Origin of the sequence: Microbacterium sp. M (assembly GCF_045181065.1) — a bacterium.
Taxonomy (GTDB): domain Bacteria; phylum Actinomycetota; class Actinomycetes; order Actinomycetales; family Microbacteriaceae; genus Microbacterium.
Genome location: NZ_CP173721.1, coordinates 1257911 through 1270441, shown reverse-complemented (window position 1 = coordinate 1270441; position 12531 = coordinate 1257911). Strand labels below are relative to the sequence as shown.

The 12531-nt window shown below is 69.7% G+C and carries 14 protein-coding genes; 5 read left to right on the top strand and 9 right to left on the bottom strand.

The annotated features are described in order from the left end of the window. Positions 1-7: 7 nt before the first annotated feature. Entirely contained in the window at positions 8-718 is a 711-nt protein-coding gene (locus ACI7YT_RS06025) for a ferritin-like fold-containing protein (RefSeq protein ID WP_406249558.1), read from the bottom strand. Positions 719-908: 190 nt separating this feature from the next. Between ACI7YT_RS06025 and ACI7YT_RS06020 the strand changes: the two genes are divergently transcribed. Beyond that, a complete protein-coding gene (locus ACI7YT_RS06020) occupies positions 909-2432 on the top strand; it encodes a DEAD/DEAH box helicase (protein WP_406249557.1) in 1524 nt (507 codons plus the stop codon). On the opposite strand, the gene ACI7YT_RS06015 is transcribed toward ACI7YT_RS06020, so the two are convergent. Next, entirely contained in the window at positions 2408-3340 is a 933-nt protein-coding gene (locus ACI7YT_RS06015) for a DUF817 domain-containing protein (protein ID WP_406249556.1), read from the bottom strand. The two genes, ACI7YT_RS06020 and ACI7YT_RS06015, sit on opposite strands and share 25 nt — an antisense overlap. Before the next feature lie 66 nt (positions 3341-3406). Next, positions 3407-4276: a PHP domain-containing protein gene (locus ACI7YT_RS06010; RefSeq protein ID WP_406249555.1), complete on the bottom strand. Its 870-nt coding sequence runs from the start codon at positions 4274-4276 to the stop codon at positions 3407-3409. 76 nt (positions 4277-4352) lie between these two features. On the opposite strand from ACI7YT_RS06010, the gene ACI7YT_RS06005 reads away from it, so the two are divergent. Next, a complete protein-coding gene (locus tag ACI7YT_RS06005; RefSeq protein ID WP_406249554.1) occupies positions 4353-5372 on the top strand; it encodes an endonuclease/exonuclease/phosphatase family protein in 1020 nt (339 codons plus the stop codon). 20 nt (positions 5373-5392) lie between these two features. On the opposite strand, the gene ACI7YT_RS06000 is transcribed toward ACI7YT_RS06005, so the two are convergent. Continuing rightward, entirely contained in the window at positions 5393-5785 is a 393-nt protein-coding gene (locus ACI7YT_RS06000) for a DUF3054 domain-containing protein (RefSeq protein ID WP_406249553.1), read from the bottom strand. Between the two features lie 42 nt (positions 5786-5827). Here ACI7YT_RS06000 and ACI7YT_RS05995 point away from each other — a divergent pair, with 42 nt between their 5' ends. Together ACI7YT_RS05995 and ACI7YT_RS05990 are read left to right on the top strand one after the other, a co-directional pair. Next, positions 5828-7246, top strand: a complete 1419-nt coding sequence (locus ACI7YT_RS05995; protein WP_406249552.1) for an aminopeptidase P family protein — start codon at positions 5828-5830, stop codon at positions 7244-7246. Beyond that, positions 7243-8115 carry a phosphotransferase gene (locus tag ACI7YT_RS05990; RefSeq protein WP_406249551.1) on the top strand — a complete coding sequence of 291 codons (873 nt, stop codon included), beginning with the start codon at positions 7243-7245 and terminating at the stop codon, positions 8113-8115. The genes ACI7YT_RS05995 and ACI7YT_RS05990 overlap by 4 nt, the downstream gene beginning before the upstream one ends. 7 nt (positions 8116-8122) lie before the next feature. Here the strand turns inward: ACI7YT_RS05990 and ACI7YT_RS05985 are convergent, their stop codons facing one another. Next, positions 8123-8788 carry an SDR family oxidoreductase gene (locus tag ACI7YT_RS05985; RefSeq protein WP_406249550.1) on the bottom strand — a complete coding sequence of 222 codons (666 nt, stop codon included), beginning with the start codon at positions 8786-8788 and terminating at the stop codon, positions 8123-8125. Between the two features lie 50 nt (positions 8789-8838). On the opposite strand from ACI7YT_RS05985, the gene ACI7YT_RS05980 reads away from it, so the two are divergent. Beyond that, positions 8839-9882 carry a winged helix DNA-binding domain-containing protein gene (locus ACI7YT_RS05980; protein WP_406249549.1) on the top strand — a complete coding sequence of 348 codons (1044 nt, stop codon included), beginning with the start codon at positions 8839-8841 and terminating at the stop codon, positions 9880-9882. Positions 9883-9902: 20 nt separating this feature from the next. On the opposite strand, the gene ACI7YT_RS05975 is transcribed toward ACI7YT_RS05980, so the two are convergent. Genes ACI7YT_RS05975 through ACI7YT_RS05960 form a run of 4 tightly spaced genes read right to left on the bottom strand, consistent with a single transcriptional unit; the run spans position 9903 to position 12525 of the window. Further along, a complete protein-coding gene (locus ACI7YT_RS05975) occupies positions 9903-10289 on the bottom strand; it encodes a glyoxalase (protein WP_406249548.1) in 387 nt (128 codons plus the stop codon). Continuing rightward, positions 10286-11029: a metallophosphoesterase family protein gene (locus ACI7YT_RS05970; protein ID WP_406249547.1), complete on the bottom strand. Its 744-nt coding sequence runs from the start codon at positions 11027-11029 to the stop codon at positions 10286-10288. The genes ACI7YT_RS05975 and ACI7YT_RS05970 overlap by 4 nt, the downstream gene beginning before the upstream one ends. A 19-nt stretch (positions 11030-11048) precedes the next feature. Beyond that, positions 11049-11723 (bottom strand): alpha/beta family hydrolase, encoded by a 675-nt coding sequence (locus tag ACI7YT_RS05965; protein WP_406249546.1) that lies wholly within the window; start codon positions 11721-11723, stop codon positions 11049-11051. 4 nt (positions 11724-11727) lie between these two features. Further along, positions 11728-12525 (bottom strand): general stress protein, encoded by a 798-nt coding sequence (locus ACI7YT_RS05960; protein ID WP_406249545.1) that lies wholly within the window; start codon positions 12523-12525, stop codon positions 11728-11730. Between the last annotated feature and the right edge of the window lie 6 nt (positions 12526-12531).

Here is a 12531-nt window from a genome sequence, read left to right as displayed (position 1 = left end):
CCGACGGCTACGCCGCCAGGCCCATCGCGTCCATCCGGCGCGCATGCGCGCCCATCAGCTCGGTGTACACCGGCTCGATGCGGTCGTCGTCCACGACCAGCCGCTCCGGACGCAGCGCCGACCGTGCCACGAGCAGCGTGTCGCCCACGAGCCGGCGCGCCCACATCGACAGCAACGACCTCCACTCGGCATCCGACTGGATCGTCGCCGTGAGAAGCGCGACGATCTCATCGCCGTGGTCGTCCTGTCGCAGCAGTTCCGCCACCCGGCGGCCGGTCTCACCGTAGCTGCCGGCCAGGGCGAGGTAGAAGTCGTCGAGCATGCCGGCCGTGATGTACACCGCGAGCAGCGTCTCCCGCGGCCGCGCGCCGATCGTCTTGCGACGGAAGGCGTCGAGGTGCTCGCGGAAGGGCAGCATGAGCTCAGTGGGGTCGTCGCCGCGCTCGGTGATGAGATCGACGATGCCGCGGTGCTTGTCCAGAGCTGCGCCGGCGGCACGGGAGATGGCTTCCTTCTCGCTGAGCTCCGGCGTCGCACGGATCAGACGGCTGAGCGTCTCGAAGTAGCCGAGCTGCAGATATGCCGCCTGACCGAGGAAGCGCGCCTCCTCCGGAGCCAGCTCGGCGAAGTCGATGCGCGTCGCGCCGCTGTCCTCCCCGCGGCTGCGCAGAGTGAGCGTGCGCCGCGGCGCCTTGCGCTGCCAGAACCACTGAACCATGGACTTCAGACTACCGACCCGGTCACCGGCCCGGCATCCGCTCTACCAGACGTCGCGGGCCCCTCGGGTAGGCTGGACGCACGCCCTGCCATCGGAGCAGGGTCCCGCGCCTGTGGCACATGAGACGGCGTGGATCCGTATTTACGTGGCGCGCCCCGCGCACGGGCCGCCGGACAGGCAACATCACATCGTGACAACCTTCGCCGAACTCGGCATCGATCAGGACATCGTCGACGCCCTCGCCGCCAAGGGCATCGTGGACGCGTTCCCCATTCAGGAGCAGACGATCCCCCTCGGCCTCCCTGGCCAGGACATCATCGGTCAGGCCAAGACGGGAACCGGAAAGACCTTCGGCTTCGGCATCCCCGTCGTGCAGCGACTGGGTGAGAACCCGGAGCCGGGCGTCAAGGCGCTCATCGTGGTTCCGACCCGTGAGCTCGCCGTCCAGGTCTACGAGGACATGGACCTGCTCACCAGCAACCGCTCGACCAGCGTCGTCGCCATCTACGGCGGCAAGGCGTACGAGGGGCAGATCGACCAGCTCAAGGCCGGTGCGCAGATCGTCGTCGGCACACCAGGTCGACTCATCGACCTCGCCGGCCAGCGCCTGCTCGACCTCTCCAACGCGACCGAGGTCGTGCTCGACGAGGCCGACAAGATGCTCGACCTCGGCTTCCTCGCCGACATCGAGAAGATCTTCCAGAAGGTCCCGGAGAAGCGCCACACGCAGCTCTTCTCGGCGACCATGCCCGGCCCGATCGTCGCGCTCGCGCGCCGATTCATGTCGAACCCGATCCACATCCGCGCGAGCGATCCGGACGAGGGACTGACGCAGGCGAACATCAAGCACCTGGTGTACCGCGCGCACTCGATGGACAAGGACGAGGTCATCGCCCGCATCCTGCAGGCCGATGGTCGCGGCAAGACCGTGATCTTCACACGGACCAAGCGCGCCGCTCAGCGCCTCGTCGACGAGCTCGGCGACCGCGGCTTCAACGTCGGCGGCGTGCACGGCGACATGGGCCAGGAGCAGCGCGAGCGCTCGATGGCGGCCTTCAAGGCGGGTAAGCGCGACGTGCTCGTCGCGACCGATGTCGCCGCGCGAGGCATCGACGTCGACGATGTGACGCACGTCATCAACCACACCATCCCCGACGAGGACAAGACGTATCTGCACCGCGCCGGCCGCACCGGTCGCGCAGGCAAGACCGGCATCGCGGTCACGTTCGTCGATTGGGAGGACCTGCACAAGTGGGCCCTCATCAACCGTGCGCTGGAGTTCGGTCAGCCGGAGCCCGTCGAGACGTATTCGTCGAGCCCGCACCTGTACAGCGACCTGAACATCCCCGAGGGCACGAAGGGCCGACTCACGACCGCGCCCAAGACGCAGGCCGTCAAGACCCAGCGCCAGCGCCCGGAGAAGGCTGCGGATGCCGCGGCCGAGGGCGCATCCGACGGCACCACGCGTCGTCGCCGTCGCCGTCGTCAGGCCGAGGATGCCGTCGGCTCGACGTTCATCGAAGGCGCCGAGTCGAAGGACGAGCACTCCAAGGATGCACCGGCCGTCGACCGCGGCGCCGAGGGCGCCGGCACGCACGACGGCGCCGGCAAGGAGCACCACGACGGCAAGCCGGCTCCGGCACGCCGCCGCCGTCGTCGCCGCGGCGGATCCGGCGGCGGCTCAGTCCCTCAGGCTCCGGCCGCCGGGGCCTGAGACTCTTCCTCGAAGGGCGGATGCTGCGGCATCCGCCCTTCGTCGTCCGCGGACGACACCGTGACGGGTGCGCGCGGCGGGTAGACCCAGGTGACCATCACGACCGAGATGATCATGAGCAGGAACCAGGAGCCGAGCTTGCTCGGCGAGACCGGCTGCCACGCATCCACCTGATCCGGGTACGCCCAGGCGCCGGCCCACGTGCCGATGTTCTCGGCGAGATAGATGAAGACGGCGACTCCGGCGAACACGACCAGCAACGGCAACCGGAGCACCCGGCGCCAGACCCGTGCGTGCATGACCGTCGGCAGCCAGAGCAGGACGACGGCGGCGAGCAGAACCCACCTGGCATCCCACCAGAAGTGGTGCGTGAAGAAGTTCAGGTAGATCGCGGCGGCGAGCACCGTCGTGATCCAGCGACGCGGATAGCGCACGAATCCCAGGTCGAACAGCCGATGCACGCGCACCATGTACGAGCCGACCGCGGCGTACATGAACCCGCTGAACAGCGGCACACCGCCGAGGCGCAGCACGCCGTCCGCGGCGTACATCCATGAGCCGACGTCCGTCTTGAACAGCTCCATCACGGTTCCGGTGGCGTGGAAGAGGATGATGACCCAGAGCTCGCGGCCGGTCTCGAGGCGGAACACGAGCATGGCGACCTGGATCAGGACGGCGGCGATGGTCAGCGCATCGTTGCGCGCGATGACCGCATCGTCCGGATACCACAGGCGCGCCGCGACGATCACGATCAGCAGCGCCGCACCGAACACGCACGCCCAGGCCTGCTTGAGCACGAACACGGCGAACTCGATGACTCCGGCGCGGACGCCGTCGGCCGAGGCATCCCGCAGGAGCCGATGGGCGGCCTCGTCGATGCGCCGTTCCAGGGAAGTCGCCCGTTGCATGCCGGCCAACCTATCGTCGCGGCCGGACAGAACACCGGGAGCTTCCCGACAATCCGCCGCGCGGGTTCAGGGGTAGCGCGGCCGGCTTCCCGTCGCGCGGTCGATGATCCGCGCCACCATCTCGTCGGATGTGCTGTTCTCCCCGGGGACGTTGGGCTTCCCAGCGCCGTGATAGTCGCTGGAACCCGTCACGATGAGATCGTGCTCGGCGGCGATCGATCGCAGCAGCCGCTTGCCGTCCTCGGTGTTCTCACGATGGTCGATCTCGAAGCCGCCGAGGCCTTCGGCGATCAGCTGCTCGATGAAGGACACCGGCATCATCCGATCGCGCCCCGCCGTCACGGGGTGCGCGATGATCGCCACTCCCCCGGCACGCGTGATCAGACGCACCGCCGTCAGCGGGTCCGGGGCGTAGTGCGGTTCGTAGTATCCCTCGCGCGGATGCAGGATGCCGTCGAAGGCCTCTGCGCGGTCGCGCACGATCCCGCGGGCGACGAGGGCGTCGGCGATGTGCGGACGGCCGACCGTGGCATCCTGCATCGTCTGGGCGACCACGTCCTCCCAGTTCAGGTCGTAGTCCCTGCCGATGTTGCGCACGATCCGCTCCGCTCGGCCGATGCGGTCGCCGCGGATCCGATCGGTCTCGGCGGTCAGCGCAGGGTCGACGGGATCGAAGAGGTAGCCGAGCACGTGCACGCTGCGCCATTGGTGCTTGGCGGACAGTTCCATGCCGGGGAAGAAGGTCATCCCGTATTCGCCGGCGGCGCTGGCGGCCTCGTCCCACCCCGTGGTGCGATCGTGGTCGGTCAGTGCGAGCGTGCGGATGCCGTGGAGATGCGCCTGCCGCACGACTTCGGCGGGCGACTGGGTGCCGTCGGAGTGGTTCGAGTGCATGTGCAGGTCGCTCGGACCCTCGAATCGCTGCGCACTCCTCATCCGACGAGCGTATCGTCCGATGCGCTGGCGGGGCGCGCCAGTCGATTCACAGATCGCGCCCGTAGGCTGGTGGGCGATGTTCCGAGTACTGGGGATTCTGCTGACCGTGCTGTTCGCGATCGCGACGGCTGTCGTGGTGTGGCCGCAGTTCTTCCGACTGGAGCAGACCTACCCGTTCGCGCAGCTGGTGGCCGTGCGCGGTGCTGTCGCCGCCGCGTTCGGCGTCATCGCGATCGTCTCGCTGCTGCTCCTGTTCGCGAAGCCGCTGCGCGGCTTCGCCGCCTCCATCCTGATCGTCGCCCTGATCGGCGCCGGTGCGACGGCTGCCATCGGAGCGGTTCGCGGGCTCGGCGCCGACACGCTGCCGGAGAAGACCGAAGGCTCCGTGCGCGTGCTGACCTGGAACACCGCCGGCGAGGCGATCCCGGCGGACGACATCGCCGCGGAGATCCTCGAACAGGATGCCGACATCGTGGCGCTTCCGGAGACCGCGGAGTCCGTCGGCGCACGGATCGCCGTGATGCTGCGCGAGCAGGGGCACCCGATGTGGGTGCACCACGTGCAGTTCAACCCCGATGTCGACAACGGTCCGCAGGCATGGCAGACCACGATCCTCATCTCGCCTGACCTCGGCGACTACTCGGTCATCCAGTCCTCGGTCGACGGGACCAGCAACACCAGCTCGGTTCCGAGCGCGGTCGTGATGCCGGTGGACGGCGACGGTCCGACCGTCGTCGCCGTGCACGCCGTCGCGCCCCGCCCCGAGGCGATGCAGCGCTGGCAGAGCGATCTCGCCTGGATCGCCGATCAGTGCCCGCAGGGCGACTTCATCCTCGCCGGCGACTTCAACGCGACGATCGATCACATGGCGTCGCTCGGTGCCGACGGCGGCGACATGGGCTATTGCCGCGACGTGGCGACGCGCACCGGCAACGGAGCCGTGGCGACCTGGCCGGCGTCGTACCCCGAACTGCTCGGTGCGCCGATCGATCACATCATGGCCAGCCCCAACTGGGAGCCGACCGGATCGCTCGTGCTCGATGCCGACGGCAGCGATCACCGCGGGCTCGTCGTCCAGCTCGAACCGGCCGGCTGAGAAACCGGTCGGCTGAGCGCTCAGCGCGTACGGCGGCGCTGCACCACGGCGTTGATCAGGCGCCAGCCGATCAGGAAGACCGCGAGCGTCACCGCCGCGACGACGACGAACGCCCAGGCCGTCCCCTGACCCGTGAGGGCCCGCAGCGCCATCCCACCGCCGAAGGTGACGAGCCAGACCAGTGCGCCCGGAACCACGCGCGAGGCATCGACGTTCGTCGCGAGTGCGACGGCATGCACCACGATGAGCGCAGCCAGGAACGGCCAGATCGAGAACACGATGCGGGCCACGGCATCCGGTTCGCCGACGGAATGCGAGAGACCGCCGAGCACACAGAAGACGACGACCAGCGCCGCGTCGATGACGATGGTGACCGCCGGTGAAGGACGCGGGGTGGTGCTGTCTGGACTCACCTGCCCAGCCTACGCGGCGGCGCGGAGTGAGAGACTGGAGGCATGAGCACCGGATCCAGCGACACGATCGCACAGGCCACCGAAGAAGACGCGGCAAAGACGCCCGTCACGAACCGCAAGCAGCCGTTCCCACGCGGCTTCCTCGACACGATCTCGACCGGCTGGGCCGAGCGCCCCGAGTCGCTTCCGGCACCCCGCGCACAGGCGCCGTACGCCGCAGCACGCCGTGACAAGGTCTCGGCCGCGTTCCCGGGAAAGCGTCTGGTGATCCCGGCCGGGTCGCTGAAGCAGCGCAGCAACGACACGGACTATCCGTTCCGCGCGCACTCCGCGTTCGCGCACCTCACCGGCTGGGCCGCTGACGCGGAGCCCGATTCCGTGCTCGTGTTCGCACCGACCGATGCCGGGCACGATGTCACCCTGTACTTCCGCGAGCGCGCCGACCGCACGACCACCGAGTTCTACGCGGACGCCACCGTCGGCGAGTTCTGGATCGGGCCCCGCCCGTCGCTGGCAGGCGTCGCCGCCGACCTCGCCGTCGCCACGGACCACCTGCACGCGTTCGTCCCCGCGTCAGGAGATGTGACGCTCGAGGATGCTGAGCTCGCGCAGTTCGTATCGGAGCTGCGGCTGGTGAAGGACGAGTTCGAGATCGCCGAGATGCGCCGCGCCGTCGACATCACGGCACAGGGATTCGACGACATCATCCGCGCGCTGCCGGACGCCGCCTCCCACACTCGCGGCGAGCGCGTCGTCGAGGGCGTCTTCCACCGCCGTGCCCGCGAGGACGGCAACGGCGAGGGGTACGACACGATCGCCGCCTCCGGTCCGCACGCGTGCTACCTGCACTGGACGCGCAACGACGGCACGGTCGTACCCGGCGACCTGATCCTGGTGGATGCCGGAGTCGAGGCCGACAGCCTCTACACTGCCGACATCACCCGCACGCTCCCCGTGAACGGGACCTTCTCCGAGGTGCAGCGCCGGGTCTACGAGACGGTCCGCGAAGCCGCCGATGCGGCATTCGCCGCAGCGAAGATCGGCGTGCCGTTCCGCACGGTCCACGAGGCCGCCATGCAGGTCATCGCCACGCGCGTCGCCGAGTGGGGCGTGCTGCCCGTGACGGCCGAAGAGGCGCTGGACGCGGATGCCGGCGGCCAGCACCGCCGCTACATGGTCCACGGGACGAGCCACCACCTGGGCATCGACGTGCACGACTGCGCGCAGGCGCGTCGGGAGATGTACTACGACGGCATCCTGGAGCCCGGCATGGTCTTCACGATCGAACCCGGTCTGTACTTCCAGATCGACGACCTGACCGTTCCCGAGGAGCTGCGCGGCATCGGCGTTCGGATCGAGGACGACATCGTCATGACCGCGGACGGCCCCGTGAACCTCTCCGCCGGTATCCCCCGCACCGCCGACGAGGTCGAGGCCTGGATCGCGCGCGTCCAGGCGTGACGGTCGATGAGACGCTCGCGACGCGCCTGATCGCCGAGCAGTTCGCCGATCTGCGCGGGCTGCCGGTCCGCGCGCTGGCATCGGCGGGGACGGTGAACGGCCTGTTCCGCGTCGGCGACGAGCTGGTCGCACGATTCCCCTTCGCCCCTGTGCCGGCGACGGAACTGCAGGACGAGGCGCGCGCGATGGCCGAGTTCGCTGCCGCGACCCCGTTTCCGGCACCGGCATCGGTCGGTGTCGGTGTTCCGACGGAGGCGTACGCCTCGGCGTGGAGTGTGCAGACCTGGGTGCCCGGTGCACCGGCGACACCCGATGGGTTCGAGGGCTCCGACGCGCTGGTCGACGATATCGTCGCGCTCATCGCGGCGCTTCGGGGCGTCCAGGTCGGTGCGCGCTCGTTCGACGGTCGCGGCCGCGGTGGCGACCTGCGCGATCACGATGACTGGATGGCGGAATGCTTCGCCCGCAGCGAGGGCCTGCTGGACGTCGAGCGCGCTCACGCACTGTGGGAGCGGTTGCGCGAACTCGGGCCATCGGATGCCGTCGCGATGTCGCACCGCGACCTGACTCCGCCGAACCTGCTCGTCGAGAGCGGTCGGCTCGCCGGCGTGCTCGACAGCGGATCGTTCGGTCCAGCCGATCGCGCGCTCGACCTGGTCGCCGCGTGGCACCTGTTCGATGCGCCGCGTCGCGCCCGCCTGCGGGACGCTCTCGACGTCGATGAGGTCGAGTGGCTGCGGGGTGCGGCCTGGGCGTTCCAGCAGGCGATGGGCCTCGGCTGGTACTACGTCGAGTCGAACGCGACGATGAGCGCACTCGGCCTGTCGACCATGCGCCGTCTGGTCGAGGACCCGGAGCTGATGCCCTGACGCGCGCTCAGTAGCGTGCCGAGAACCCGCCGTCGGCGTGCAGCAGCTGGCCGGAGACCCAGCGGCCCTCGGGTGAGACCAGGAATGACACGAAGGCCGCGATGTCGGCTGGCGTCCCGATCCGTCCGAGAGGATGCGCGGGGACGAGGGACTCCGCGAACCCTTCCGGCATCCATCCGGTGTCGATCGGACCAGGATTGAGCGCGTTCGCCGAGATGCCGAGCGGACCGAGTTCTCTGGCGGCCGAGATCACGAGACGATCCAGCGCGCCTTTGGAGGATCCGTAGGGCAGATTGCCCGTGGTGTGATCGCTCGTGAGGGCGACGACTGCTCCCCCGGCATCCGGGATCTGCCGTGCGAAGGCCGCGATCAGGAGAAGGTTCGCTCTGGCATTGATCGCGACGTGCCGGTCGAAGCTCGCGGCCGTCGTGTCGAGGATGCCGGATTCGACGTCGTGCGCATGCGAAAGCACGAGCGCGGAGATCGGGCCCCGCTCGCGAGTGACGGCGGCGATGAGCTCGTCCGGCCCCTCGTGCGTCGAGAGATCGCGCGGATAGTCGGCATCCGAGAGGTCGCTGGTCACGACCTCCCAGCCGTCCGCGCGCAGCCGAGGGACGATCCCGGCGGCGATGCTGTTGGCGCGCGCGGCACCGGTGACGAGGACGAGGGGCATGCCGGCCAGACTATCGCGACACGTCGGCGGAGGCCGTGTAGCGTTCAGCCATGCGGCTGAACCGACGGCGTCTCGGACGGACCCTGCTTCTGCGTCAGCACCTGCTCGAACGGGTCGACGCGACGCCGACGGCAACGATCGAGCACCTGATCGGGCTGCAGGCGCAGGAGAATCTGCCCCCGTACCTCTCACTCGCCGCTCGTCTGCGCTCCTTCGACCCGCTCGCGATCACTCGCGGCCTGGAGGCGCGAGAGCTCGTACGGCTGCTCACGATGCGTGGCACGATCCACCTGCTGACCTCGCAGGATGCTGCGACGCTGCGTCCATGGCTCGAGCCGCGGATGCAACAGGAGCTGCGATCCAGTCAGGCCGTGGGCCTGGCGCGCGAGGTCGCCCCCGAGGCGTTCACCGCAGCATTGGCGCGCGTACTCGCCGACGGGCCGCTTCCCCAGCGCGAGATCGGGCGCCGGCTCGCCGAGGTCTTCCCCTACCCCGCGACCCAGCTCGGGCAGGTGGCACGGCTCCGGGCGCCCCTGGTCCAGCTGCCGCCGCGCGGGGCGTGGCGGCAATCGGGTGGTGTGATCTACGACTACGTCGACCGCTGGACGGGAGTGCCGCTCGCCGAGCCGGATCCCGCCGCGATCGTTCGGCGCTATCTGCGCGCCTTCGGTCCCGCGACGGCCTCCGATGTGACGGCGTGGTCGGCCGTCACCCGGCTGGGACCCGTGCTGAGCAGGATGCCGGACCTGGTGCGCTACGAAGACGAAGACGGGCGCGTGCTCTACGACGTCCCGGATGCGCCGATCGCGGATGAGGACGTCCCCGCTCCGGTCCGGTTGCTCGGCAACTACGACAACGTATGGCTGTCCCATGCCGGACGGGATCGCGTCACCGAGCCCGAGGCGCGGAACATGTGGATCGGCGAGAACCGCGCCCAGCTGCACGCGCTGTTCGTCGACGGCTGGCACGAAGGGCTGTGGCGCATCGAGGACGGCCGCGTCGTGATCGGTCCGGTACGGCGCCGGTTCACCCGGGCGGAGCGTGCCGAACTGGATGAGGAGGTCGAGCGCGTCGAGCGCCTGCTGGCGGCGTGAGCTCGACGGTCGCGGCCAGACTAGCGCGAGGCGACGATCTCGACCTTGAACCCGGCGGCGTTCTCGAGCCAGCCCGCGTAGTGGTCGGGTCCGCCCGCATGCGGATACCGGTCCTGATACAGCGGCGTCCAGCCGTGCTCGGGCGCAGAAGCCACGACCGTGTCGACCTGAGTGGGCGAACCGCCGTGGAACGCCAGATGGTTGACGCCCGGTCGTCGGCGGTCGTGCGCGACGGCCGACAGGTTCGGCGAGGTCGTCAGGGTCAGATACGCACCACCCGCCGCCCACGACATACCGTCAGGCCACTCCTGCTCCAGCTCGAAGCCCAGCGACGACATCAACCAGCGCCATGCGGCATCCTCCGCGCGATCCGCGACCCACACCTCGACGTGATGGAATCCGCTCATCCTTGCCTCCCCCGGTACACGGCGGTGCGCAGTTCGACCGCCCAGACGTCGCGCGTCGGCATCTGCAGCGACTCCGCCACGGCGACCTCGGACTCGACGTCGTACGGCACCCGCACGAACTGGATGCCGAAGGGAGCCGGCTGCTCGGCATCCGGAATCCCTTCCAGGATCACGTAGGACGGCTCCGGCACGTCCAGCGGGTTGCCCACGCTGCCCACGTTGAACAGCGTCCTGCCCTCCGTGGACTCGATGTAGGCGTCGTGGATGTCGCCGTAGCCGACCACATCAGGAGCCGGTTCGTCTCCGGTCATCTCGGTGTTCGCGAACATCCCCGAGAACTGCTCCTCGGTGTGGTGGAAGTGCACGCGCTTGTGCGGGCTCTCGGCCGACGCATGGAACAGGCGGATCCGCCGTCCGCTCATCACGAGGTCGTGGCTGAGCGGCAGCGCTCCCAGCCACGCCAGGCTCTCGGCCGACAGCTCGGCGTGCCACCAGCGCATCTCCTCCGGGGCGTCATCGGCGGTGAAGCGCAGGAAGTCGTCCCAGTTCCCGCGGACGTTCACCTCGCACGCCTCGCGGCAGCGACGCACGGCCGCTTCACCGCGCGGGCCCTTGCCCGCCGTGTCGCCGAGGTTGAACACCCGATGGATGCCGCGACCCGCGATATCGGCCAGCACGGCGTCCAGCGCCGTCAGGTTGCCGTGGACGTCCGAGATGAGGGCGATGCGGTCGAGGCTCACCCGACCATCGTGGCAGACCTCACTCGGACCGTGCCGCGAACGCCGTCACGAGCGGCGCCAGCGACGCGCCGATCACGTCGGCCGTCCGCTTGTTCCCCTTCACCTCGAAGGAATGGCCGCCGCCGTCGATCCAGGCGATGTGCGCGTCGCGGCAGGTCGCGACGACCTCCTCGAACTGCGACAACGGCTGGATGAAGGGATCGAGCGATCCCTCGATGAACAGCTGCGGCGCCGCGACGGCCGGCAGGTGCTCCGCGCGTGGCTTCTCCGGCTTGCCTGGCGCGTGCAACGGATACCCCAGATAGATCAACCCGGCGACGTCCATGCCCTCGGCCGCCGCCATCGAGGCCATCCGTCCGCCGTACGACTTCCCCGCGGCCCAGATCGGTCCGTCCGTGCGCGCGCGGACCTCGGCCATCACGGCGTTCCAGGTCGCGATCGCATGGGCGGCCGACCCGGGCATCCGGCGTCCCTGCACACGGTACGGGAAGTCGAACCGGACGGTCGTGAAACCGTCCTCGTTCAGCACCGCGGCGAATCCGACGAGGAAAGGGTGATCCATCCCCGCGCCGGCGCCGTGCGCGATGACGACGGTGCCGCGGTCGGTCTCGCCGGTGGGCGACGACAGGGATGCCGGGACCGTCACCGTCCCGTTCGGCAGCGCCACGTCGATGCGCAGCGGCTTCTCGGCCATGGCCTCAGTCGTCGCTCGCGGGCTTGCGCGGAGCGTCGGCATCCGATTGCGCCGCGGCATCCGGCTCCGTGCCCGTCTCGTCAGGAGCGGAGGTCCGCTCCGGAGCGGCGGTCTCTGGGGTCGGCTGCTGGGTGCCCGGGACCCGCTCGCCGTAGCGAGGACGCGGGTCCGCCGGCCGCGGCGGGATCACCGGCTGGCCGCCGGTCGCCGAGGCGGCCGACGATGCCGACCGGGGAGCGGCCGGGGCCGCACCGTTCTGCGGCTGCTCCGGCGTCACCCGCTCGCCGTAACGCGGCGGCTCGTCGAGGTCGACCGGCGGTCGAGCAGCCGCCGGTTTCTGACCGCCGCCCAGCACCTGCCTCGCCTTGGCCAGGGATGCCGGCAGCACCGTCACCTCGTAGTGATCGGCGGCCAGCTGCGTGACGCTGGCGAAATCGCGCCGACGCCGCACGATCGCGAACGTCACCAGGCTCAGCAGCATGCCGATCGCGACACCGATGAACAGGTATGCGACGAAGAGCTGGATCGGCGCGTCCGGGGTGCCGATCACCATGATCGCCGAGAGCAGGAGTCCGATGAGCAGGCCGTTGATCGCGCCGGAGCGCGCTGCCGCCGCATAACCGAGCCGGCCCGTGATCTTCTCGACCGTCCGAACACTCTGGCCGACGATCGCGATGTCCCGCGCGGGGACTTCGCCGGCGATGAGCTGAGACACCGTCTTCTGCGCACGTTCGTACTCGCGCATCGAGGCAACGGTCTCGCCGGTGTCGGCACCGTCTGCGGGGCGGTTCAGCATGGTCATCCGTCC

Coding starts and splice junctions, on each gene's coding strand:
- ACI7YT_RS06005 (WP_406249554.1), top strand. CDS start 4,353: ATGTTCCGAGTACTGGGGATTCTGCTGACCGTGCTGTTCGCGATCGCG.
- ACI7YT_RS05980 (WP_406249549.1), top strand. CDS start 8,839: ATGCGGCTGAACCGACGGCGTCTCGGACGGACCCTGCTTCTGCGTCAG.
- ACI7YT_RS06015 (WP_406249556.1), bottom strand. CDS start 3,340: ATGCAACGGGCGACTTCCCTGGAACGGCGCATCGACGAGGCCGCCCAT.
- ACI7YT_RS05975 (WP_406249548.1), bottom strand. CDS start 10,289: ATGAGCGGATTCCATCACGTCGAGGTGTGGGTCGCGGATCGCGCGGAG.
- ACI7YT_RS05965 (WP_406249546.1), bottom strand. CDS start 11,723: ATGGCCGAGAAGCCGCTGCGCATCGACGTGGCGCTGCCGAACGGGACG.
- ACI7YT_RS06010 (WP_406249555.1), bottom strand. CDS start 4,276: ATGAGGAGTGCGCAGCGATTCGAGGGTCCGAGCGACCTGCACATGCAC.
- ACI7YT_RS05960 (WP_406249545.1), bottom strand. CDS start 12,525: ATGACCATGCTGAACCGCCCCGCAGACGGTGCCGACACCGGCGAGACC.
- ACI7YT_RS05985 (WP_406249550.1), bottom strand. CDS start 8,788: ATGCCCCTCGTCCTCGTCACCGGTGCCGCGCGCGCCAACAGCATCGCC.
- ACI7YT_RS05995 (WP_406249552.1), top strand. CDS start 5,828: ATGAGCACCGGATCCAGCGACACGATCGCACAGGCCACCGAAGAAGAC.
- ACI7YT_RS06025 (WP_406249558.1), bottom strand. CDS start 718: ATGGTTCAGTGGTTCTGGCAGCGCAAGGCGCCGCGGCGCACGCTCACT.